The organism is Hymenobacter monticola, assembly GCF_022811645.1.
Taxonomy (GTDB): domain Bacteria; phylum Bacteroidota; class Bacteroidia; order Cytophagales; family Hymenobacteraceae; genus Hymenobacter; species Hymenobacter monticola.
The window spans coordinates 2,120,541-2,143,997 of record NZ_CP094534.1 but is presented as its reverse complement, the minus strand read 5'-3'; the positions used below and the strand labels follow the sequence as shown (position 1 = coordinate 2,143,997).

Annotated in this window: 22 protein-coding genes; 12 read left to right on the top strand and 10 right to left on the bottom strand. The window is 58.3% G+C overall.

Annotated features, from left to right (window positions below; all coding sequences use genetic code 11):
• The first annotated feature begins 165 nt into the window (after positions 1-165).
• The 3 genes from MTP16_RS08930 to MTP16_RS08920 all read left to right on the top strand — a co-directional run bounded on the left by MTP16_RS08930 (position 166) and on the right by MTP16_RS08920 (position 3,409).
• Entirely contained in the window at positions 166-1,095 is a 930-nt protein-coding gene (locus MTP16_RS08930; RefSeq protein WP_243518449.1) for a DUF389 domain-containing protein, read from the top strand.
• An 86-nt stretch (positions 1,096-1,181) separates the two neighbouring features.
• Positions 1,182-2,216 (top strand): DUF2157 domain-containing protein, encoded by a 1,035-nt coding sequence (locus MTP16_RS08925; RefSeq protein WP_243518447.1) that lies wholly within the window; start codon positions 1,182-1,184, stop codon positions 2,214-2,216.
• Positions 2,213-3,409 carry a hypothetical protein gene (locus MTP16_RS08920; protein WP_243518444.1) on the top strand — a complete coding sequence of 399 codons (1,197 nt, stop codon included), beginning with the start codon at positions 2,213-2,215 and terminating at the stop codon, positions 3,407-3,409. The genes MTP16_RS08925 and MTP16_RS08920 overlap by 4 nt, the downstream gene beginning before the upstream one ends.
• 81 nt (positions 3,410-3,490) lie before the next feature.
• On the opposite strand, the gene MTP16_RS08915 is transcribed toward MTP16_RS08920, so the two are convergent.
• Together MTP16_RS08915 and glmM are read right to left on the bottom strand one after the other, a co-directional pair.
• Positions 3,491-4,660 carry a cysteine desulfurase family protein gene (locus MTP16_RS08915; protein WP_243518441.1) on the bottom strand — a complete coding sequence of 390 codons (1,170 nt, stop codon included), beginning with the start codon at positions 4,658-4,660 and terminating at the stop codon, positions 3,491-3,493.
• A gap of 155 nt (positions 4,661-4,815) precedes the next feature.
• The gene (gene glmM, locus MTP16_RS08910) at positions 4,816-6,213 is read right to left on the bottom strand and encodes a phosphoglucosamine mutase (RefSeq protein ID WP_243518438.1); all 1,398 of its coding nucleotides are present in this window, start codon (positions 6,211-6,213) and stop codon (positions 4,816-4,818) included.
• Between the two features lie 73 nt (positions 6,214-6,286).
• On the opposite strand from glmM, the gene mazG reads away from it, so the two are divergent.
• The 9 genes from mazG to MTP16_RS08865 all read left to right on the top strand — a co-directional run bounded on the left by mazG (position 6,287) and on the right by MTP16_RS08865 (position 14,608).
• A complete protein-coding gene (gene mazG / locus MTP16_RS08905) occupies positions 6,287-7,141 on the top strand; it encodes a nucleoside triphosphate pyrophosphohydrolase (RefSeq protein WP_243518436.1) in 855 nt (284 codons plus the stop codon).
• A gap of 268 nt (positions 7,142-7,409) precedes the next feature.
• Entirely contained in the window at positions 7,410-8,297 is an 888-nt protein-coding gene (locus tag MTP16_RS08900) for a MotA/TolQ/ExbB proton channel family protein (protein ID WP_380286416.1), read from the top strand.
• An 87-nt stretch (positions 8,298-8,384) separates the two neighbouring features.
• Positions 8,385-9,014 carry an ExbD/TolR family protein gene (locus MTP16_RS08895; protein WP_243518434.1) on the top strand — a complete coding sequence of 210 codons (630 nt, stop codon included), beginning with the start codon at positions 8,385-8,387 and terminating at the stop codon, positions 9,012-9,014.
• A gap of 57 nt (positions 9,015-9,071) precedes the next feature.
• Positions 9,072-9,608: an ExbD/TolR family protein gene (locus MTP16_RS08890; RefSeq protein ID WP_243518432.1), complete on the top strand. Its 537-nt coding sequence runs from the start codon at positions 9,072-9,074 to the stop codon at positions 9,606-9,608.
• Positions 9,605-10,438, top strand: a complete 834-nt coding sequence (locus MTP16_RS08885; RefSeq protein ID WP_243518430.1) for an energy transducer TonB — start codon at positions 9,605-9,607, stop codon at positions 10,436-10,438. Before MTP16_RS08890 ends, MTP16_RS08885 begins: the two co-directional genes overlap by 4 nt.
• Before the next feature lie 210 nt (positions 10,439-10,648).
• On the top strand, positions 10,649-11,470 hold the full coding sequence (locus tag MTP16_RS08880; RefSeq protein WP_243518428.1) for an energy transducer TonB: 822 nt from the start codon (positions 10,649-10,651) through the stop codon (positions 11,468-11,470).
• Between the two features lie 251 nt (positions 11,471-11,721).
• On the top strand, positions 11,722-11,919 hold the full coding sequence (locus MTP16_RS08875) for a hypothetical protein (RefSeq protein WP_243518426.1): 198 nt from the start codon (positions 11,722-11,724) through the stop codon (positions 11,917-11,919).
• Positions 11,912-12,907, top strand: a complete 996-nt coding sequence (locus MTP16_RS08870) for a PstS family phosphate ABC transporter substrate-binding protein (RefSeq protein WP_243518424.1) — start codon at positions 11,912-11,914, stop codon at positions 12,905-12,907. Before MTP16_RS08875 ends, MTP16_RS08870 begins: the two co-directional genes overlap by 8 nt.
• Positions 12,908-12,961: 54 nt before the next feature.
• Positions 12,962-14,608, top strand: a complete 1,647-nt coding sequence (locus MTP16_RS08865) for a tetratricopeptide repeat protein (protein WP_243518422.1) — start codon at positions 12,962-12,964, stop codon at positions 14,606-14,608.
• Between the two features lie 63 nt (positions 14,609-14,671).
• Here MTP16_RS08865 and MTP16_RS08860 read toward each other — a convergent pair whose 3' ends face one another.
• The 8 genes from MTP16_RS08860 to MTP16_RS08825 form a co-directional block, all read right to left on the bottom strand.
• A complete protein-coding gene (locus MTP16_RS08860) occupies positions 14,672-15,727 on the bottom strand; it encodes an RluA family pseudouridine synthase (RefSeq protein WP_394804941.1) in 1,056 nt (351 codons plus the stop codon).
• Positions 15,728-15,805: 78 nt separating this feature from the next.
• On the bottom strand, positions 15,806-16,441 hold the full coding sequence (locus MTP16_RS08855) for an OmpH family outer membrane protein (protein WP_243518419.1): 636 nt from the start codon (positions 16,439-16,441) through the stop codon (positions 15,806-15,808).
• A 50-nt stretch (positions 16,442-16,491) separates the two neighbouring features.
• Positions 16,492-17,175: an OmpH family outer membrane protein gene (locus MTP16_RS08850; RefSeq protein WP_243518416.1), complete on the bottom strand. Its 684-nt coding sequence runs from the start codon at positions 17,173-17,175 to the stop codon at positions 16,492-16,494.
• Positions 17,176-17,213: 38 nt separating this feature from the next.
• Complete coding sequence (bamA, locus tag MTP16_RS08845) at positions 17,214-19,712, bottom strand: outer membrane protein assembly factor BamA (RefSeq protein WP_243518414.1); 2,499 nt, start codon at positions 19,710-19,712, stop codon at positions 17,214-17,216.
• 18 nt (positions 19,713-19,730) lie between these two features.
• The gene (locus tag MTP16_RS08840; protein WP_243518411.1) at positions 19,731-20,477 is read right to left on the bottom strand and encodes an isoprenyl transferase; all 747 of its coding nucleotides are present in this window, start codon (positions 20,475-20,477) and stop codon (positions 19,731-19,733) included.
• Between the two features lie 131 nt (positions 20,478-20,608).
• Positions 20,609-21,364 carry a type IX secretion system protein PorG gene (porG, locus tag MTP16_RS08835; RefSeq protein WP_243518396.1) on the bottom strand — a complete coding sequence of 252 codons (756 nt, stop codon included), beginning with the start codon at positions 21,362-21,364 and terminating at the stop codon, positions 20,609-20,611.
• Positions 21,365-21,411: 47 nt separating this feature from the next.
• Positions 21,412-22,344, bottom strand: coding sequence for a DUF6089 family protein (locus tag MTP16_RS08830; protein WP_243518393.1), 933 nt, complete (start codon positions 22,342-22,344; stop codon positions 21,412-21,414).
• Positions 22,345-22,481: 137 nt separating this feature from the next.
• Positions 22,482-23,375 (bottom strand): NAD kinase, encoded by an 894-nt coding sequence (locus tag MTP16_RS08825; protein ID WP_243518391.1) that lies wholly within the window; start codon positions 23,373-23,375, stop codon positions 22,482-22,484.
• Positions 23,376-23,457: the final 82 nt, after the last annotated feature.

The window sequence follows — 23,457 nt, the reverse complement described above, 5'->3', positions numbered from 1 at the left end:
TATTCCCGCCTGACTTCGGCCATTCTACCGCTCATTCCACCGTGTCGTGCATGTTGGCCAGGCTTTAAAGCTCGGTCATTTGTAGGCGACTGCCCGTAAGATAGGCATCCGTTCGTCTTCAGCCACGGCAGCACGGGGCCGCCAAGCCACGCCGTTTATTCTCTTATGCATCGCACCTTCACGCTCACCATCCCTGCGGCGGCCACCGAACCCCTCTGCCAACAGCTCGAAAAATTGCCCGAAGTCATCGGCCTGAGCGTGCAGCCGGGCGGCTCGCGCAAGCCGGCAGGCGATGTGCTCACGCTGCAAGTCCTTAACCGGGGCGCCGACGAAGTGCTCCGCCTGGCCCGCGCTGCCGTGCCGAACGACGACCAGTTGTCGATAGCCACGGCCGAAATTGCCAGCATCATTTCCCCCGCCGACCACTCCCAGATAAAGGCCGACCAAGACGAAGCCATTTGGGAAGAAATGATTGCCGGCCTCTGCTACAGCGCCCGCATCAACGCCAATTACCTTTCCCTCATGGCCTTGGGCGGGCTGCTGGCGGCCATCGGCCTCGTGTCCGACCCCGTGCCGCAAACCATCGCCTTCATCTCTTCCAGCATCATCGCCCCGGGCTTTGAGCCGCTGGCCAAGATGCCGCTGGGCCTGGTGCTGCGCAACTGGAACCTCGCGGGCCGGGGCGTGGCCTCCACTGCGGTGGGCTACGCCGTGTTTGTGCTGGCCGCGTTCCTGACCATGCACGCGCTGCTGGCCACCGGCGCCGCCACCGTGGCCGACCTTGTGGGCAATGCCGAGGTAGAAAGCCTGCGCCACCCCGGCGTGAAGGAGCTGAGCGTGGCCGGCGCCGGGGCCCTGGCGGGCATCCTCATATTGGCGGCTTACCGGCGCAGCATCATCGCTGGTCCGCTCATTGCCTTGGCGCTCATGCCGGCCGCGGCCCTCATTGGCAGCGGCCTGGCCATCGGCCAGCTTGGCTTGGCTGGCGAAGGCCTGGAACGCACCCTAGCCGATGCCGGCTTTATTCTGGTGGCGGGCCTGCTGGTGTTTGGGCTGAAGCAGCTGCTGCAGCACCAGCGCCAACCGATTGAATAAAGCCGGCCGCTCTCCTACTCGATTTATCCGGCCGGTGGCGTACTTGCGGCTGTGCCCGCCGCCCCAAGCCGGTGCGCGCTTGCCTTATGTCCGCACCGCCCTCTGCCCGCTACCTAGCCGACTTGCAGCGGCGCAACCTGCTCCCCCCGGAGCAGGCCGCCTCCATTGCCGCCGCCGAAAGCACCCAACCCTTTTCGCTGCACTACGAGTTGCGGGCCCTGCTGTACCTCGGCATCACGCTGCTGGCCGGGGGCCTGGGTGTGCTGATTTACCAGAACATTGACACCATCAGCCACGGCGTCATCATCGCCGTCATTGCCGCCCTCATGGCGGCGTGCTTCGGCTACGCGGCACGGCATCGGGCGCCTTTCACTTGGGGCATGATTCCCAAAACCTCGGTTGGGGCCGACTACCTGCTGCTACTGGGCTGCCTGCTGTTTGTGGTGCTGGAGGGCTATGTGCAATACCAGTACGGCCTGTTTGGCAGTCGCTACGGATTAGCAACGGCGGTGCCGGCGCTGGTTTTCCTGCCGCTGGCCTATTGGTTCGACCACCGCGGCGTGCTGGCCATGGGCCTAACCGCGCTGGCGTCGTGGGTGGGCCTCACGGTAGCGCCTTTGGCCGTGCTCACCGAAAACGAATTCTGGAACGAGCACATTCGCGGAGCTGCCATTGTGCTGGGTGTCTTACTAATGGCGGCGGGCTTCTATTCTGAGCACCAGGGCCGCAAGGCGCATTTTGCCTTTACCTACCTCTTGCTGGGCAGCAACCTGGCCCTGGCTGCGCTGGCTACTTCGTTGGTTGGTACCAGCCTCTACGAGCCGCTGGGGCTAAGCTATGTGGTGGTGATGTTGGCGCTGTGCGCGGGGCTGTATTGGTACGCCCGGCGTACGCAGTCGTACTGGTTTTTGGTGTTGGCGGCCGGCTACGCCTATTTCGCCACAGGCTACGTGCTGGTAGAGCTATTGCTGCTGCTGCCTTCGGATGCTGTTTTTATGGCGGCCTTTTTCCTGCTCCCAACGTCGGCCGTGCTGGTAGTGCTTTTCTTCATCAACATCCGGAAAATCATGCACGGGCCTGCCGATGCTCCCAAGCCGCCCTTTTCCTCCCCGCAAGCATGAAAATACGGGCTTACAATCCAGACTGGGCGTTCAACTCGGCGCTACGAAAACGGGCGGCGCGCTGGCAGCGGCAGCAGTTGGCAAACTCCGAGCAGCTGGCAGCCATCGAAGCCCTTTACCCGTTGGAATACTACAGGCCTGTTTGGCCCTTGCGCGTGGGGCTGTTCATTTTCTCTTGCCTCGGGGTAGCGCTGGGAGGCAGCTTTTTACTGTTGATGACCGGTAGCCACACGCCGTTTGCATCGGGGCTGGTTTTTTGCGTGGCTTGTTTTGCGCTGCTGGAATTGCTAATCAAAGAGCAACGCTGCTACCACGCGGGGGTCGACAATGCCCTGCTATATGCAGGGCTGAGCAGTGCCAGCGGCCTCATCTACTACGCTTTTTCGGAATACCTGTGGCCCCAGCGCGGCGGCTACCACCTCGATTTGGGAGCTACCTACCTCGTGGTTTTGCTGGTGCTGGCCTTGCTGGTGGCCGCCACCCTGCGCTACGCCGATGCCGTTGTGACGGCAGCGGCCGTGGCCGCCGCGCTGCTGCTAGTGGCACTATTTGGCCTGAATAGCCCAAAGGGCCAAATGCTTTTGCCCTTCCTCTTGATGGGTGCTGCCGGAGGCTTGCTGCTGTTGTATCGTAAGCTGGCTCAGCACGCGGCTAACCTGTACTTGACCGACTACTACGCCAACTGCTTGCTCACACTCAAGGTGCTGAGCCTGGCGGTGCTGTACCTAGCCGGCAACTACCTCGTGGTGCGCGAAGGCAGCGCGGAGCTGCATCACGAATTTACTTCCACTCAAATTCCCTTTGCGCCGGTATTCTATGCCCTCACGGCTGGTGTTCCGCTGCTCTATATCGTGCTGGGGTTGCGCCGGGCCGACCGGCCGTTGCTGCTGCTGGGCCTGCTGGCGCTGGCGTTTTCGCTGTTCACCCTGCGGCACTACCGCTCGCTACTGCCACCCGAAGTAGCGGCCGTGGCCGCGGGCACCCTGCTCACGGTGCTGGCTGGCGCGCTCCTCCGCTTCTTACGCCCCGCCCGCGGCGGCCTCACCTCCATGCCCGACGACGAGCCGCGCCACTTCAACCTCGAAAACCTGATTCAGGCCCAAACCGCCCACGCGCCCGATGCGCCCGCTACCGGCGGCTTCGAATTCGGCGGCGGCCATTCAGGTGGTGGCGGGGCCACCGGACAGTTTTAAGAAAGTGTTAAGTTTTGAGGGCTGAGTGCTGGGCAAAAAGCAGGTTTTAATCCAACTTTCAGCTCCCAAAATTGACCTTCCCTAGACGGCTACTGGCCGATAGAGCTTGGCCAGCGCCGCCACAGCGTAATCCACCTCGGCGGCGGTGTTCATCTTGCTCATCGAAAAGCGCACCGTGGCGCGCTCAGGGTCACAGCCCAGGGCTTCGAGCACGTGCGAGCCGGCCTGCGCCCCGCTGGTACAGGCCGAGCCGCCCGACGCGGCCACTTTGCTGATGTCGAGGTTGAAAAGCAGCATCTCGCTGATGGCCGAGGCCGGTAAGCTCACGCTCAGCACCGTGTAGAGGCTGCGGTCGGCATACTCGGAGAGGCCGTTGAACTGCACGTCGTCAATTTCGGCCCGCAGCTTTTCCACGAAGCGGGTTTTGAGCCCCTGCACGTGGGCCTGGTGGGCAGCCAGGTCGCGCACCGCAACTTCCAGAGCCTTGGCCAGGCCCACAATGCCGTACACATTCTCCGTGCCCGAGCGCACATTGCGCTCCTGCGAGCCGCCGTGGATGAGCGGGCTCACCTGCAGCCCGCTACGGGTGTAGATAAAGCCTACCCCCTTCGGCCCGTGGAACTTGTGGGCCGAACCCACCAGAAAGTGATTTTTCAGCTGCTGCACGTCGTGGCGGTAGTGGCCCATGGTCTGCACGGTATCCGTATGGAACACGGCATCGTAGCGAGCACAGATTTCGCCAATGGCCTCAATGTCATTGAGGTTACCAATCTCGTTGTTGGCGTGCATCAAGCTCACGAAAGTGCGCGACTGCGCGGCCAGCATTTCTTCCAAATGCCCCAAATCCAGCTTGCCCTGCGCGTCGTGCTTCACGTAGTGCAATTCCAACTCGCCCGTTTTGGCCAACGCCTGCAGGGGGTGAAGTACCGCGTGGTGCTCTAGCTTGGAGGTGATGGCGTGCTTCAGGCCGAGCGTGCGCACACTACCGAAGGCAGCGTAGTTGTCGGCCTCGGTGCCGCCGCTGGTGAAAATGATTTCGGCCGGGGCCGCATTCAGCAGGTGGGCCACCGTCTTGCGGGCGTTTTCGATGGCGGAGCGCACCTGCCGGCCGGGGCCGTGCAGGCTGCTGGGGTTGCCGTAGTGGAGCTGCATAAACGGCAGCATGGCGTCCAGCACTTCCGGGTCGAGGGGCGTGGTGGCGGCGTTATCGAAGTAGGCGTAGGCGGGAGCGGTGGAGGTGGTGAGGGCCATAAGATGAAAAAGGTACCAATCCAGTGGACGTGGGTGCATCCAATGGATGAGGCTATGAAGATACAAACGTCGGACTTTTAACCGAAACCATACCGCCCGCTGTTCGCTGCCCTCGAAGCAAGCAGGGCCCGGAACCTAGTCCCGGGCCCTGTCGCCTATGCCTTCACGGCAATGATTTCCTTGATGTCGCCGATGATTTTCTGGGCCAGATAGTCGGCCGTCGAATTGGAATCGGACTCAGCGTAGATGCGGATGATGGGCTCGGTGTTGGACTTGCGCAGGTGCACCCATTCCTTGTCGAACTCAATCTTCACGCCGTCGATGGTGTTCACCGGCTGCTTGGCGTAGCGCTTCTGCATCTGCACCAGCACGTTGTCGGTGTCGATTTCCGGCGTCAGCTCAATCTTGTTTTTCGAGATGAAGTAGCTCGGGTACGAGTTGCGCAGCCGGCTCACCGTGAGGCCCGACTTGGCCAGGTGCGTCAGGAACAGCGCGATGCCCACCAAGGCGTCGCGGCCGTAGTGCAGTTCCGGGTAGATGATGCCGCCGTTGCCTTCGCCGCCAATCACGGCGTTGGTTTCCTTCATTTTGGTCACCACGTTCACTTCGCCCACGGCGGCAGCGGCGTAGCTGCCCCCAGCCTTCTCCGTCACGTCGCGCAGGGCGCGGGTGCTGCTCAGGTTGCTCACGGTGTTGCCGCCGCCCAGGGCCTTCAGCACGTATTCGGCCACGGCCACCAGCGTGTACTCCTCGCCGAACATCTCGCCATTTTCGCTCACCAGGGCCAAGCGGTCCACGTCGGGGTCCACCACAATGCCGAGGTCGAAGCCGCCGCGCTCCAGCACTTTGGCAATGTCGCGCAGGTGCTCGGGCAGCGGCTCGGGGTTGTGGGCAAAGTCGCCGGTGGGCTCGCAGTGCAGCTTTTCGATGGTCGTTACGCCCAATGCCTCCAGCAGTTGCGGCACCGCAAAGCCGCCCGAGGAGTTCACGGCATCTACCACTACCCGGAAGTTGCGGGCCCGAATGGCCTCCACGTCCACCAGCGGCAGCGCCAGGATGGCTTCTATGTGCGTGGTCAGGAAATTATCGTCCGTGGTGTATTCGCCCAGTTTGGTCACCGGTGCGAAATCAAAGTCCTCGCTTTCGGCCGAAGCCAGCACCTGCTGCCCTTCGGTGTCGGAAATGAATTCGCCCTTGGCGTTGAGCAGCTTCAGCGCGTTCCACTGCTTGGGGTTGTGCGAGGCGGTGAGAATGATGCCACCGGCCGCGTTTTTGGCGGGTACGGCCATTTCCACGGTGGGCGTGGTGCTCAGGCCCAGGTCGCACACGTCGAGGCCGAGGCCTTGCAGCGTGGCGGCCACCAGCCGGCTCACCATGTCGCCCGAGAGGCGGGCGTCGCGCCCAATCACGATGAGCTTGCTGGCCGTGGCCTGGGTTTTCACCCACGAGCCGTAAGCAGCGGCATATTTCACGACGTCGAGGGGCGTCAGGCCCTGCCCAACCGGCCCGCCGATGGTGCCGCGAATGCCGGAGATTGATTTAATAAGAGTCACGCAGTAGATTTTTTGAAAGACCAAAATTAGGCATGAATGCCCGGTTGACGGCGCCGGATTTATCTTTGGAACAATGGAAAATTCCTCCCCCGACCCTACCGCCCTGCTTACCAGCGCCCGGCGCCCGGCCCAGCTCGAAGCCTTTGGACGCCTGCTCGACGTGCTTGACCGCCTGCGCACTGAGTGCCCCTGGGACAAAAAGCAAACCCTGCAAAGCCTGCGCCACCTCACCATTGAGGAAACCTACGAAATCAGCGACGCCATTCTGCGCGACGACCTGCCCGACCTTAAAAAGGAACTGGGCGACGTCATGCTGCACCTGATTTTCTACGCCCGCATTGCCGCCGAGCAAGGCGCTTTCGACATCGCCGACGTGCTCAACGCCCAGTGCGAAAAGCTCATTTCGCGCCACCCGCACATCTACAGCGACGTGCAGGCCGACGACGAAGACGCCGTGAAGCGCAACTGGGAGCAGCTCAAACTGAAGGAAAAAGGCAATAAGGGCGTGCTGAGCGGCGTGCCCACCTCCCTTCCGGCCCTGGTGAAGGCCATGCGCATCCAGGAAAAAGCCCGCGGCGCCGGCTTCGATTGGGAAGAGCCCACGCAGGTGTGGCAGAAAGTGCAAGAAGAATTGCGCGAGTTTGGCCAGGAATACGGCCACGGCCAAGCAGACCAAATGAACGCTGAGCGCGCTGCCGACGAGTTCGGCGACCTGCTATTTTCCCTGGTGAACTTTGCGCGCTTTGCCGGCATCAACCCCGAAGAAGCATTGGAGCGCACCAACCGCAAGTTTATCAGCCGCTTTCAGTACCTGGAAAGCGCTGCTTCGGCCAGCGGCCAGCAGCTAGCCGACCTCACGCTGGCCCAGATGGATGTGTATTGGGAGCAGGCCAAACAGCACCTTGCCCAACCCAAGGGCTCGAATTAGCGTTGGCAGATTTCTTTCGCCCTTATATCCCGATTAGGTAAGCCCCGGTCAGTTTTTCTTTGGTCGGGCGGCTGTTTTTGGTTAGGTTTGCCCAGCTAAGACGGCACTGAGACATTTTGACCTTAGGTAAGTGCTATTTTAATCCTATTCATTGCGGGATTTTCAAAGCGCCCCTGCCGTTGCAGCGTTTCTAACCAACTTTTTTTGCTTTTTCTTTACCCACTCAATTCAACTACTTCAAACAACCAACCCCAAACACTCCGGAACAATGGAACAGAAAAATGCCATGAATACGAGCCCCCGGCCCGCCGCTACGGCCGCTAAAGCCGAAGCCCAAAGCAGCGGTGGAGCCTCGCTGTTCTCCGTCCTGGTTATCATCCTTGCCTTTATCGTCAGCGTTGTAGTCTATAAGTTCGTGCTCGGCGACGGCAGCCACTTCCAAGGCGGCGACAACAAAAACAACCCCATGGCTGGCGACTACCTGGGTATAGTTTACAAGGGTGGTGTTATCGTACCCATCCTGATGACCATGCTGCTCTGCGTTATCACCTTCTCCATTGAGCGGGCCCTCACCATCAGCAAAGCCAAAGGCAGCAAGAGCATCGAGTCCTTCGTGCGCAGCGTACGTCAGAAGCTGAACGCCAACGACATCAACGGCGCTCTCGCCGTGTGCGACCAGCAGAAAGGCTCGGTAGCCAACGTGGTGAAAGCCGGCCTGTTGAAGTACAACGAAATGTCGCGTGAAACCTCGATGGGCACCGACCAGCGCGTACTGGCTATCCAGAAAGAAATCGAGGAAAGCACTGCTCTGGAGCTGCCGATGCTCGAAAAGAACCTGGTTATCATCTCGACGCTGGCTTCTATCGCCACCCTGACCGGTCTGCTCGGTACGGTATTCGGCATGATTAACGCCTTCGCCGCTCTGGCCCAAGCCGGTAGCCCCGACGCCGTAGCTCTGGCAAACGGTATCTCGGAAGCTCTTATCAACACGGCTCTCGGTATCGGTACATCGGCTCTTGCCATCGTAGCCTACAACTACTTCACCAGCAAAATTGACGAGCTGACCTACAGCATCGACGAAGCCGGTTTCAGCATTATCCAAACGTTTGCCGGCCAGCACGGCAACAACGCGGGCCAGCCGGTTCGGACGGTTTAATTTCCGTCTTTCACCGATGCACTAAAATGCGGGGTGATTCGTTCAGCTAATCCAGAACGAATTGCCCCCTTTTAATCCCACCTCGCAATGCCTAAAGTAAAACCGCACCGTACCTCGCCGTCGCTCGACATGACGCCGATGGTGGACCTGGCCTTCTTGCTGGTGACGTTCTTCATGCTCACCACCAAGTTCGCCCCTGAAGAGACGGTGGTAGTGGACACGCCATCTTCCATCTCGGAGATTAAGCTCCCCGAGAGCAACGTGATTACGCTGACCATCGACAACAAGAAGCGCGTGTTTTTTGGGGTTGATGACGCAAAAACCAAAACGCAGATTCTGCAAAAGGTTGCTGCCAAGTACGGCGTCAACTTTACGGCGGCTCAAGCCAAGGAATTCAGCAATCTGCCCAACTTCGGCCTTCCCATCAACCAGTTGGGTTCCTATCTCAATGTAGAGAAGGAAGAACGCAAGTCGCTTAACTCGCAACAGCCGGGTATTCCGATTGACTCGCTCAATAATCAGCTTATTGATTGGGTAATGGAAGCCCGCCGGGCCAACCTGGCGCTTTTCAAAAAGCAAACGTTTATCGCCATCAAAGGCGACGGCAACGCCGACGTGCCCACGGTGCAGCAGGTGATTAAGCTGTTGCAGGAACGCGACATCAACCGCTTCAACCTCATTACCGACCTGGAAAACGCGCCCGTTGCTGCTAAGTAATTTCGACTTAGCCACGCAAGCCTTTTATTTTCCGGTTCATTCACTTTTGTAAATCCCATGGCAGAAATTCAAGGAAAAGCCGATTCCGGTGGGAAAGGTGGGAAAAAGCGGGCCAAGAAAATGTCGACCAAAATCGACATGACCCCGATGGTTGACTTGGCCTTCCTCCTGCTCACCTTCTTCATGCTGACGACTACCTTCGCCAAGCCCAACGTGATGCAGCTCACGATGCCGGTGAAGAAAACCGACGACGTGGAGGACACCAAAATCAAGGCCTCGCAGGCCATGACCATCCTGCTCGGCAAGGATAACAAAGCGTATTACTACTTCGGCCTGAACACGCCCAACGACAAAACCGTACCGAAGCCCGAGCTGAAAGTGACCAATTATTCGGCCGATGGCATCCGCAAAGTTCTGTTGGACCGCCAGCGCCAGAGCCCCGAGCCCATCATCCTCATCAAGCCGACGGAGGACGCCAAGTACAAGAACATGGTGGACATTCTGGATGAGATGAATATCACGAACCAGAAGAAATACGCGCTGGTGAAGGTGTTCAAAGACGACTTAGACCTTATTAAAGAATCTGGCTTATGATGGACAATGCGCAAATCGCCAAGGCCAGCTTAAACGATATCGTTTTTGAGGGCCGCAATAAGGCGTACGGAGCCTACGTGCTTCGTCGGTTGTACCAGCGCCACGTAACCCGGGCGTTGATTATTGCCACGGCTTTTTTCCTGCTGCTGATTGCCTTCCCGCTCATTTCGCAGTATCTGAAAGATAAGATGCCGAAAGAGCCGAAGAAAAACCTGCAGGAGAACGTGCTGATGGACGCTCCTCCGCTGGACGAAACCAAGCCCCCACCCCCGCCGCCTCCCCCCGAGGCACCGCCACCCCCGCCCCCCAAACTCACCACCATCAAATTCACCCCGCCGGTGGTGAAGAAGGATGAGGAAGTGAAAAAGGAAGAGGTGCCGGACCAGGAAGAACTGAAGGACAAAGCTGTGTCGACGGTGACCGTGAAAGGCAACACCGATGCCGCTCCTCCAGACCTTACGGAACTTTCGGGCGAAGGCGACAAAGTGGTGGAAGAGGTAGTAGAAAACAAAGTCTACACCTACGTGGAGCAGATGCCCCAGCTGCCCGGCGGCGGCGGCAACGGTGCCATCGTAGCAGCCATCCAGAAAGCCACTAAGTATCCGCCCCTGGCACTCCGCAACCAAGTCGAAGGCCGCATTTTCGTGAGCTTCACGGTGAATGCCCAAGGCGACGTTTCGGATGTGAAGGTGGTGAAAGGCCTGGGTTCGGGCTTGGACGAGGAAACGATTCGGGCGGTGAAAACCCTGCCCAAGTTCATCCCCGGCAAGCAGAACGGCCGCGCAGTAAGCGTATCGTTTACGGTGCCGATTACCTTCAAAATCCAGTAAGGAACAGTACTGGTCTTAATGCCAGCACCAAGAAAACCCCGAACAAAGCCTCGCGGCTGGGTTCGGGGTTTTTCGTTTTTCAAATTGCTAAAGAAAAAAGTATGCTTGCATACTATACCAACTATATCCAACGTTGAGGGTGGGCAAGCCAGTGGCGGAGGGCCCCCGCGCAGATGGCTTGGGTTTGATTATTCATTTCAATCCATTGCCATGTCCACGTCCATCATGCTTACTGGCTCGCTCGATGACATCGTTTTCGACGGCCGCAACCAGGCTTACGGCGCTTATCAACTGCGCCGGTCCTACCAGCGCCACTTGGGGTCGGCACTGGTCATTTCGCTCACCGCCTGCTCGCTCCTTTTTCTAGCTGTGATGACAGCTAAAAAGCTGTTCGCTGATAAAACGATATCAGACCCCATGCTGCCTCATGTGACGGAGTCGCGTCCACAGATTTACGAACTCCCCAAAATTAAGCCCACTCCCCCACCCGCCGCCGTGCACCCGGCCGTGACCGTGGTTCCACATGCAGCCATTAAGACGCAGGTAGCCCCCGATAAGGAAGTGAAGCCGGAGGCCGACTCGAAGCTTCTCCCCGATGTGGGCCCAACCGGCCCGGCTAAAACCGGCGTGGCGGATGCCGATGGCGCCACGGGCAGTACTGGCCTGAGCACGGGCCCACGCTCTGACTCGGCCCGGCCGGCCGCGGTGCCCGCCCCCGCCCCGGTGCTGTATGCCGAAGTGATGCCCGATTTTGTGGGTGGACGCGCGGCTTTACAACGCTATCTGCAAAAGCACTTGCGGTTTCCGGCCGCAGCGCTGGCCGCTCAGGTATCGGGCAAGGTGTTTGTATCGTTTGTGGTGCAAACGGACGGTAGCATCGGCGAGGTGACGGTGCTTAAAGGCTTGGGCTACGGCACTGAAGAAGCGGCAGCACACGTGGTTCGTGAGATGCCGGCCTGGACGCCGGGCCTGCAAAACCGCCGTGCCGTGCCGGTACGCTTCACGTTGCCTATCACGTTTCAGTTTGAATAGCGGCCATCCCTAGCCATTGGAAGGTGCCTGCCTAAAAGCCGAAAATTGTCCGCAACTATGAAAAGCGGCTAATTTTCGGCTTTTTTGTGCGCTGATTCCGGGCTGACTTCGAGCCATCCGAACCTTTAACCGGCGTTTTACGGTTTATCCATCTCCATTCCTGCGCTTATCGCCTCATGCTCAATATCCCAACAACGGAGGAACGACTCGGGAAGTCGCCTCAACGCCTGGTTCGCTACTTTGCTTTGATAATGGCCCTGGTTTACGTGGGCCTGGGCGCTTGGCTGTGGTGGACGGCCGATGTACCTGCCGCCGGCAGCATTATCACATTGGGGCCAATTGCGCGCCGCATTTTGGGCTCGGTGTTCGTTCTTTACGGACTGTTGCGCTTTTACCGCATTTACCAAGCCCAGTTTCGCAAAAACACTCCTTCAAATGACCATGACTAAGCGCACGCAATTTTTGACGACCAGCGCGGCGGCTGTGCTGGCCACCGCCATGGCAGTGGCCTCCTGCAACGGCCCGGGCACGCCCGGCGCGCAGGATACGCCCACCAGCGGCACCGTAGCCGTGGGCGTTGACGAAACCTTTGCCCCTATTCTGCAGGCGGAGATTGATACGTTTGGAAAGCTCTACCCCAACGCCCATTTGAAGACGTCTTTTCAGCCGGAGGAGAAGGTGATGGTGGATTTGGTGAACGACAAGATTAAGCTGGCGGTGGTGTCGCGGGAGTTGAACGCCGAGGAGAAGGCGGACTTTGAGAAGCAGAAAATCACCACGCGCACCACCCACATTGGCATTGATGGCTTGGCCATTGTCCTGAACCGCGCCAACCCCGATTCGCTGCTCACAGTAGCGCAGCTGGCCGACATTTTCACCGGCAAAACCGCTAACTGGAGTCAAATTAGTGGGAAGAAGGGCTTGGCGGCCATCAATGTGGTGTTTGATGCCAACCGCAGCAGCACGGCACGTTTCGTGCGCGACTCCGTGACGCGCGGTGCCGCGCTGACACCCCGCGTATTTGCCGCAACATCGAACCCCACATTACTGGATTATGTTGCGACGCACCCGAACGCCATTGGCGTGGTGGGCGTGAACTGGATTTCGGACCGCGACGACCCAGCCGCCATGAAATTTGCCAACAAAGTGCGCGTCGCCAGCATCACTGCCCGGCCCAACCCCACACCCAACGACTACATCCAACCCTACCAGGTATACCTGGCTGAAAAAACCCCGCAACAGCTCGCTGAGCACCGCGAGTTGCAGAATTACCCGCTCCGGCGCAACCTTTACATCATCAGTCGGGAGGCGCGGGCCGGATTAGGCACAGGGTTTGCATCCTTTGTAGCAGGCAAGAGTGGCCAGCTGATTTTTCAGAAGTCGGGCTTGCTGCCGGCCCAGATGCAGGCCCGCATCGTGACCACGCCTAAACTGTAAGCGCTAGTTGCGCGTACCCATTTTCACTTACGCTTTTCATCTTTTCATCATCCTATGAGTTTCAAGCCCTGGAAACAGCCGCTGCTCGCCGCCCTCTTTGTGGCAGCAGGCACTACGGCGGCCACCGCCCAAGACGTACAAAAAGCCCAGCGCGCCATTGAGCTAGGCCGCTACAATGAGGCCCGCGCTATGCTGCGCCCCGGCTCTTCGCCCGAAACGGCTTTTGAGTTGGGCCGTTTGTACCAGATGCGCGACATGCCGGACTCGGCCGCTTATTATTTCAACAAGGCCGCCGGCTCGACGCCGTTTGGCCAGGTAGCTGCTGGCCGTGCTCTGCTCGCCAAAGGCCAGCTGGGTCCGGCCGAAGCACAGTTTGACGCCGCCGCCAAAGCCACTAAGAACAAAGACACCAAGGTCCTGACCATGATTGCGCAGGCCTACGGTGAAGCGGATATCAAGGAAGCCGGCAAGTCGCAGACCTATCTGACGGCTGCCCAAACGGCTTTCAAGAAAGACGACCCGGCCCTGATGGTGGCTCGTGGTGACATCTATCTGCACTCGGAAACCGGAGGAGGCGAAGCTATGACCAGCTTTGACCGCGCCATTGCCGCCAACCCGAGCTACGCCCAGGCTTATTACAAGAAAGGCGTGCTCGACGTGCGGGCCCGTAACTACAATGCGGCCCGCGAAGCCTTGAACAAGGCCGTAGAACTGGACCCCAGCTACGCGCCGGCTTACCGGGAGCTAGCCGACATGTACTACTATGCCGGTCAGTACGACCTGGCGCTGCAGAACATCAAGAAGTACACAGACCTGGCTGAGCGCTCGCCTGCTACGGATGCCCAATACGCCTCGTTCCTGTATCTGAGCAAGAAGTACCCGGAGGCTCTGACGGAGGTAAACAAGGTGTTGGCTGCTGACCCCAACAACCTCACCATGAATCGCCTGAAGGCTTACTCGCTGTACGAAACCGGCGACTTTACGGGCGCGCTAGCGGCGATGGACAATTACATGAAAATAGCTCCTGCTGAGAAAATCATCCCAGAGGACTACTCGTACTTGGGCCGCATCCAGGCTCGCGCAGGCAAGCCGGCCGAAGGCATCGCGACCATCAACAAGGCCATTGCCAGCACGACTGACCCCGCTAAAAAAGCTGACCTCCAGAACGACCTGGCAACAGCTTACATGACCAACAAGGACTACGCCAAGGCAATTGGCGTGTACCGGCAAAAGCTGGCCAATGGCGGCGACCTGACCGACCAGTTCCGCTTGGCCGTGGCGTATGGCAACAACAAGCAGTACGCCCAGGCCGATAGCGTGTATGGCATCATCAACGTAGCAAAGCCCACTTACGCACCGGCCGTGCTGGCCCGCGCCAAGGTGAATGCCGTACGTGATGCCGATGGCAAGCAAGGCCTGGCGAAGCCTCACTACGAGAAATACATTGAACTCTCGAAGGCCGAAGGTGCTGACCAGTCCAAGTTCAAAGAAGGCCTTGTGGCTGCTTATGGTTACCTGGGTGTTTACAACTACCAGAAAGGCGACAAGGCAACTGCACAGTCTAATTTCGAGCAAGTACTCGCTTTGGACCCCACCAACGAAGGTGCCAAAAACAACATTGATGTGTTGAAAGCCAAGCCCAAAGCTCCGGCCAAAACCACCACCGTGAAGAAGACCACCACGACTACCAAGAAAAAGTAGCCGCTGATGGTAGATAAAAAAAGCCCCGCTGTTTCACGGCGGGGCTTTTTTTATGGGTGTATTTCAGGCGCGCTGCGACGCCCATTCGCGCCACTTCTCCAGCACCGCCGCAAAGTCCTCCGGCAATTCGGCTTCGAAGAACAGCTGCTCGCCCGACACAGGATGCACGAAGCCGAGAGAACGTGCATGCAGCGCTTGGCGGGGCATTAGCTGAAAGGCACTTTCCACAAAATCACGGTATGCCCCGGTGTTCTGCCCCACACGTATCCGGTCGCCGCCGTAGGTAGCATCGGAGAAAAGCGGGTGGCCGAGGTACTGCATGTGCACCCTGATTTGGTGGGTGCGGCCGGTTTCGAGCACACAACGAATGAGCGTGACGGGGCCGAAGCTTTCCAGTACTTCGTAATGCGTTACCGCGGCTTTTCCCTGGTCTCCCTCCGGGTACACGGCTTGCACCTTGCGGTCGCGCACGCTGCGGCCAATGTGGCCCCGAATGGTGCCCGTGGGCCCGGGCGGCATGCCCCACACCAGCGCCAGATAGCTGCGCTGAATGGTGTGGTGAAAAAACTGGTTGGACAAGTGCGTCATGGCGTACTCCGTTTTGCCAATGACCAGCAGGCCCGAGGTATCCTTGTCGATGCGGTGCACCAGCCCGGGCCGGATTTCGCCGTTGCGCCCCGTGGGCAGGTTGGCCAGGTGGAAGGCCAGACCGTTGACCAACGTACCCTGCCAGTGCCCAAAAGCGGGGTGCACCACCAGCCCCGCCGGCTTGTTCACAATGAGCAGCTCCGGGTCCTCGTAGCGAATGTCCAGCGGCATTTCCTCTGGCAGTACGCGTACGTCGCGCGGTGGCTCGGGCAGGGTAATGGTAATGGTATCGTGCGGCTTGATGCGGTAGTTGGGCTTCACGGCCGTACCGTTCACTTCCACCGCCGAGGCGCGAATAGCTTCCTGAATCTTGTTGCGCGAAGTGTTGCGCAGGCGGTTCTGCAGGAATTTATCGATGCGCAACAGCTCCTGCCCGCGGTCGACGACGATGCGGTGGTGCTCATACAGCTCATCGCCCTCTTCGTCAGGACCTGCGCCCAGCAAATCCCCATCTAGCGTGTCTTCCATCATTTTCTAGCCTGTGTGGCACAAAAAAAGCCGAAGCGGATGCTCCGGCTTTTTCTGGTCGCCGTAGCGGCCATTTAAGCGTTACTTGGTTTTGATTTTGGTCTTGCTCGGCGTCGTCTTGTTCGCGGCTGGAGTAGGAGCAGGAGCGTTAGTGGGCTGGCGCACCACGGGAGCATTGGCACCCGGCGTGATGCCCATTTTCTTCAGCACCATGTCCGAGATGTCGCCATCTTTGGGAGCGTGCAGCAGCAGCGGGCTGCCACCACCGTCGGAGTTGAACACGTAAGTGATGCCGTTTTCGTCGGCTACCAGGTCAATGTTCTTCTGCAGCTTGTCGAGGGCCGGCTTCAGCAGTGTCTGCTGCTTCTGCTGCAACGACTGCTGAGCGCTCTGCTGAAACTCCTGAATGGACTGCTGCAGATTCTGGAGCTCTTTCTGCTTGTCGGCTTTCACCACATCGGTCATCGTGGCTTCGCCGGCTTGGTAAGCTTTGTATTTCGTTTCCAGTTCGGAAGATTTGCTCTTGAGCTGGTTTTCCAGCTGCGAATTGTAGGTTTTCAGTTCCGATTCGATTTGCTTGCTTTCGGGCATCTGTGACAGCACGTACTGCACGTCGGTGTACCCAATTTTCAGGGGAGCCTGGGCCTGCGCCGAAGTGGCGGCCAGGGTTCCGGCGGTCAGCAGAGCGGCGGCGAGCGTCAGACGAAAGATTTTCACGAGATTCATCAAAAAGAAAAAGGGTCAGAAAAATGTTGGAACAAAGGTAATTACTTCGCGGGCTTCTTCACAGGCCGCGTCGTTTTCGTCGGCGTCTTGCTCGCCGGGGCCATTTCCGACGCACCTGAGTCAGACTCGAAGTTGGGGTCAACGGGCGTTTTGGGCGGGGCCACGGTCTTCACGGCGCCTTTCGGGCCGGGCTGGTTCCGGTCCTCAGCACCCAGCCCCAGTTCCTCTAACACAAATTCGGTGTAATCGTGCGCCGGATTGGTGTAAAGCATGGTCAAGTCGCCGGATTTGTCGAACAGTACCGCCAATTGTTTCTTTTTGGCTACTTTTTCACAAGCCTCAAACACCTTGTCCTGCACCGGCTTGTTCAGCTCCTGTCGCTTCTTAAACAACTGACCCTCGTAGCCAAACTGCTTGTTCTGGTAGGCTTTAATGTCTTGCTCTTTTTTCAGGATTTCGTCCTGCCGCTTCTTTTTCATTGCCTCAGTGAGCACCACTTCTTCGGCTTGGTACGTGCGGTAAAGCTTATCGAGGTCTTTTTTCTGGGCCTCTATTTCCTTCTGCCACGTATCCGACAGGGCATCAAGCTCGGCTTTGGCCTTGGCATATTCCGGCATTTTGCTCGTAATAAACTCCGAGTCGACCCAACCAAACTTCTGCGCCCGCGCGCCCGGCACCACCAACAGCAACAACAAGGCCAGCCACAGGCCACTTAAGTTCTTCATAGGAGAGGAAACGTGAAATGTTGCCCGCTAGTGCCCTGCTAGCGAATTTGCTGGCCGATGATGAAGTGGAAGTGGTTGGGGTCGCGGGTACCGGCATTGGGCACGCTGGGTATCACCGAGTCGAAGCCGTGGCCGTAGTCAAACCCAAGCAGGCCGAAAGCCGACATGAAGATGCGGGCGCCCACCCCAGCCGAACGGTACAGCTTGTAGGGGTTGTAGTTGGTGTAAGCGTCCACCGAGTTGCCGGCTTCCGCGAAGGCCAGCACGTACACCGTCGCGGCTGGGTTCAGGCTCACGGGGTAGCGCATTTCCAGCACGTACTTGTTGAAAGCAATACCGCCCGCCTGGTTGGCCTGCGCCGTGGGAATGGCAAACGTCTGGCCGGGGTCGTCGTAGCCGCGCAGGCCAATGTAGTCGGCCCCCACCAGGAAGTTGCCGCCACCGTTGTAGCCCAGGCCCGCACCGCCCATCTTAAACCGTTCGAACGGCCCTACGGCCCGGTTGGAGTTGTAAGTACTCAGGTAGCCGAAGTGGGCGCGGGTGTTCAGCACCAGCTTGCCCACAATGGGCGTAAACCACGACGCATCAAACATCCACTTGTGAAACTCAATCCACTCGTTGCTGGTGTGGTTATTATTCAGCAGCGAATACGGGGGCGTCAGGTTCAGGCTCAGGCTCAGCGAGGAGCCGCGGCGCGTATAAGTCGGGTTGTCGATGCTGTTGCGGACCAGGGTGGTGTTCAGGGTGATGTTGTTGAACGTACCCGTAGTAGCACCGGCAATGGCAATGTAATTCTGCGTCTGGTACTGGCTGTACGACAGCGAGTTGCTGAGCGTGAAATAGTCGTCCGGCACCCGCAGCTGGCGGCCCAGGCCCACCGTGGCGCTGTTCACCTTGATGAACTGGTCCGAAGCGGCATCCAGCGCTGCACCGGCCCGCTGCACGCTGTGGTTGAGGCTAAAGGAGAACGAGTTCGGCCGACGGCCGCCCAGCCAGGGCTCCGTAAACGACAGCGAATACGCCTGGTACTGCACGCCGTTGGCTTGCACGTTCAGGGCCACGCGCTGGCCGTCGCCCGCGGGCACCGGCGTCCAGTTGCGGAAATTGCCGGCCTTGCGCAGCGAAAAGTTGTTGAACACCAAGCCCACCGTGCCGATGAAACCGGCATAGCCGCCCCAGCCGCCCGACAGCGTCACCTGGTCCGAAGGCTTTTCCACCACTGTGTAGTTGATGTCCACGGTGCCGTCGGCCTGGTTCGGGATGGGGTTGATGCCAATTTTCTCGGGGTCGAAATAGCCCAGAGTTGCAATTTCGCGCTGCGAACGAATCAGCAGTTCGCGGTTGAACTTGTCACCGGGCAGCGTGCGCAGGGTGCGCCGCAGCACGTGGTCGCTGGTCTTGGTATTGCCCGAGATGTTGATGTCTTTGATGTGCGCCTGCACGCCCTCGCTGATGCGCATCTCAATGTCGATGGAATCGCCGTCTACTTTCGTTTCCACCGGGTCGATGGTGAAAAACAAGTAGCCGTCGTTTAGGTACAGCGACGAAATATCCTGCCCCGTAGGGTTATAATTCATGCGCTTGTCCAATACTTCCTTGCTATACGGGCTGCCCGGCTTGATGCCCAGCACGTTGGCCAGCGTCTTGTCGTCGTAGAGGTAGTTGCCCGTCCAAGTGATGTGGCGGAAGAAGTATTTCGGTCCTTCGTCCACCTTGATACGTAACGCCAGCCCTTGGTCGTCGCGTATCAGCGTATCGCTCACAATGGCGGCGTCGCGGTAGCCCTCCGCATTGTAGAACTCAATCAGCTTTTTCTTGTCTTCTTCGTACTCGCTGCGCTGGAACTTGCCCGCCGTCAATATCTTATACGGTTTGCGTTCCTTGGTCTTCTTCAGTTTGCCTTTCAGCTTGCGGTCCGAGAAAGCCTTATTGCCCTCAATGGCAATGTCGTGAATGCGCACTTTTGAGCCCTTATCGACGTCAATGCGCAGCGCCACGCTGTTGGCCAAAGACGAATCGGCTACCTGCACCACGTTTACTTTGGCATCCAGGTAGCCTTTGTTCACGAAGAACTTGCGCACTTGCGTGCGGGTGTTGTTCAGCAGCGCATCGGTCACCACCTTGCCCCGAATCAGGGCAATTTTCTTGGTGAGGTCTTCCGTTTGGCCCTTGCGAATGCCCGAGAATGTGAATTTCGACAAGCGCGGGCGCTCCTTCACGTTGTAGTCGAGGTAAATTTTATTGCCCTCGATGCGGGCGATGGTCACGCTCACGTCGCCCAGCAGGCCTTGGCCCCACAGCTTGCGAATCGATTTTCCAATCTCTTCGCCCGGAATATTGATATCGTCGCCGACCCGCAGCCCGGAAAGGCTAATGAGCGTATTGGGGTCCAAGTTGCGCGCCCCGCTCACGGTGATGCCGCCCAACTGGTACTTTTTAGGTTCGTCGCCCACGGCCTGCTGTGCCCGCACCGGCTGGCTCATCGCGCCGCCCAGCAGGCCCAGGGCCAGCATTAATCTTACAACTAAATTACGCACAGTATAAATTACAAGAATTTAAGAGACAGTCACTTGCTCGCTCGTTTTACCAAAGCGCCGCTCCCGGCCCTGGTAGGCCCGAATGGCCTCCTGAAAATGCTCCTTCCGGAAATCCGGCCACAGCAAATCCGTGATGTATAGTTCCGTATAAGCGAGTTGCCACAGCAAGAAATTGCTGATGCGCTGCTCGCCGCTAGTGCGGATGAGCAATTCCGGGTCCGGCATCTTAGCCGTTACCAAGTAGCTCGCCACCGTGCTTTCGCTTACCTGAGCGGGCTGAAGCCGGCCGCTGGCCACATCCTCGGCCATGCGCCGCGCGGCCTGGGTCAGGTCCCAGCGCCCACTATAGCTCAGGGCCAGCACCAGCGTCATGCGGCGGCCGCCCTTGGTCAGCTCCATAGCTTCGGCCAACTCGCGCTGGCAGCTGCCCGGCAACGTGCTCAAATCGCCGATGGCCTCCAGACGAATGCTGTTTTTGAGCAACGTGGCTGTTTCCTGCCGAATGGTGTGCACCAGCAGTTGCATCAAGGCCATTACCTCGAGAGCCGGACGGTTCCAATTTTCGGTAGAGAAGGCGTACAGCGTCAGGTAGCGCACCCCCAGTTGGGCAGCTTCCTCCACGGTTTCGCGCACGGCCGTGATGGCACTCTGGTGCCCGAACACCCGCAGGCCACCCCGCTTCTTGGCCCAACGCCCATTGCCGTCCATGATGACGGCCACATGAGCAGGGATGTTTTGAGTATCTATTTCGGCCTTGCCGGTCATCTTTGCGGTTTCGCTAAAAGAGCCCGCAAGTTACGGAAATGGTTGCATTCAGCGGCGTTACTTGTACTGATGCAGCGGTAATAACCCGGGCAAAGCCCTTTGTTTTTCAGCCTCTTCGCCCCTCGCAGCAGCTATTTGAGCAGCTTTTTATTCTTTTTGTATTGGCTGGGGCAGGGTATTTTATAAAAAGTATAGGACAGACTTAAGCCGCTATAGTAATACCAATCCTGGTCGTGCGGGTTCACCAGCAGCGGGTCTTGGTCGCCCAAATGGTCAAGTTGGTCGGTGAAAGCCTTGCGCACTCCCACTTCCAGTCCCAGATTGAGGTGCTCCGACAACGCATATTTCAAGCCAGCTCCCGCCGGGATAGAGAAGCCCAGCATACTTCCGTCCCGGTTGAGGTCATTGCCGAGGCGGGAATTGTTGGTGACGGTGCTGGTATTGGCGTAGAAAGCTGCTAGGCCCGCAAACAGATACGGCGTAAAATGTATCTTATCGGTACGGTAGTGGTAGTCCAAGAAGTTATACTCCACCACTGCCGATGCTTCCAGAATGCTTCCCTTGGTGTTGGCCTGCCGATAGCCTAGCAAGGGCGGCACCCCACCGTTGGAGCCGCTCACGTTGCCGTCATCGGCCCGTAGCAACCCGGCGGTGAGGCCCCCCCGCAGGGTGATGGGCACCGATACGTCTTTGCGATAGAACACGGTGAAGGCAGGGCGGCTATTCTGCAGCTGGTACTCCGGTGAAATTTCGCCGCGGTAGTTGGTAGCGCCGATGCCTATGCCCAGTTCGCTGGTGTTTTGTGCATGAGCCGATGCACAAAAAAACGCACTCCCCGCTTGCACAAGGCAAACGAGGAGTGCGGTGTTGAAAATCGAATTTGTCATTTAAACAATCTACTGGCTAGGAAAGGGCCTCAACCAGCGGCCGCTGGTTAGCGGAATTTGGGGTTCTTGATGCGGGGCGTCAAGATGTAGTTCAACGTAACGCCGGTAACGATGTACCAGTCGGTTTTATTGCCGACGTCACCACGTTGCGCGGTGGGATTCGTAAAGCCAGGGAAAGTACCAGCGTTAAAGTTACCATCTGGCATAGAAATACTACGGGTAATATTACGACCGAAATACTGCTGAGCCGGTGTAACCAGTTTGGCGGGGTCAGCAAACTTACCTCCCACGTCATCAAGATAATCGGTAAACGTTTTACGCCAGCCGATTTCGAGGCTTGCATCGAAATTCCGGTTGATGCGGTAACGGATACCACCACCAAAGGGAATAGAGAATTGGGTCTGTCCGTATTTGCTGGCTTGGCCTTCAGTTTGCACGTCAGCTAGGGCAACATATTCGCCCTCGGTCAGTCCACCACCAGCATTAGGCCCTACCAAGCCTTTCGGGTTGTGATAGAAACCAGCAACACCCGCGAATACATAAGGCACAAAGTCCGGGCGCTTCAAATAGTTGTTGCGGTTTTCAATCAGGTCGATGATGGCAACAGCCGAAGCTTCGAGAATGTCGTTCCGGAAAGAGAAGTTCCGATTATAGCGAAAACGAGCGTTGGGGTCGTCCTGGTTGGCAGCCAGAGCATCATCACCCGAGATACGGCCGTAGGAAACGCCAAAACGACCAGACACACGCGGATAAAAGCGGCGGGTAATGGATACGCCAGCCCCTACGCGGGTAGCACCGAGGCGCAAGCTGGTGAAGTTAGTAACCGGCGTAACATCACCGAAATAGTTCATGGCGTTCAGGCTGAAGCCAATCGAGTTGTATTGCTTGCGCTTGCTGAACTGCTGAGCATCTGCATCCGGTGTGGCCACCAAGGCCAGCCCAAGCGCAATTGCCGAGGAATAAGTGAAAATATTTTTCATAAGGCAACGAAAATGATGATTCGAGTTTCGAGGTGTGAGGGCAGTGCAGTGAATGCGCAGTTTCAGACGGTGACAAAAGTAGGCCTAATCGGGAACTAAAAAAAGTTTCCCCCATTTTTTCCTAAAAAAACTGACCGTTAGACTTGTATGCCAACTGGGTTTCGGCGGTCCAAACCCCAGTTGAGTTTGCTGCGCAAGGTACTTAGGAAGTTTACGTGGTTGAGTTTTACTAGGCGGGCATTGAATGTTTCTCGGCGAACGGCAATCTGAACGGAGGCTTCGACGGGAAGGGAGCGGGAGTCGAGCGCCAGCATATAGCTGGTGCTACGGCCTTCGATTTCGAAGGAAATCACGCTCTGGTCCGACACCACCAAGGGGCGCACATTCAGATTGTGGGGGCATACGGGAGCAATAATGAAATTGTTTGTTTGGGGCAGCATCACGGGGCCGCCGCAGCTCAGGGAATAGCCGGTAGAGCCCGTGGGAGTGGCCACCACCAGGCCGTCGGCCCAGTAGGAGTTCAGGTACTCGCCGTCGATATACGTATGCACCACAATCATGGACGACGTGTCACGCTTGAGGACACTGAACTCGTTGAGCCCGAAATTGAGGCTACCGAATACGTCGGGGTCGGTGTCGACGCGAATCAAGCTGCGCTCTTCGAGGGTGAAATGGCCTTTATAGAGGGCGTCGATGGCTTGGGCAATGCGGTCGGGGGTGATGGTAGCCAAGAAGCCTAAACGGCCGGTGTGAATGCCCAGGATGGGGATTTGCAGGCTGCCGACGTAGGTGACGGTGTCGAGCAGGGTGCCGTCGCCGCCGATGCTGAGGACGAACTGCACCCCGCGCAACGAGTCGCCGCGCCGGAACTCGGTGGTGCCGGGAGGCAGACGCAGGCGGTTGTCGAGGAAGGTGCGGAAGGATTCGCCGATGCGGACTTCGGCCCGGCGCGCGGCCAGGTCGTCGAGCAGGGCTTGGATGGCGGGGGCGGCTTCGTCGTTGAAGGGCTTGCCGAGGATGGCGATTTTCATGCGGAAGGGGCGAACGCGCTTATGCCAGCAGCAAGCGCGGGTCCGCCGGAAGATTCACAACAAATTAATAACCTGGAGCCCG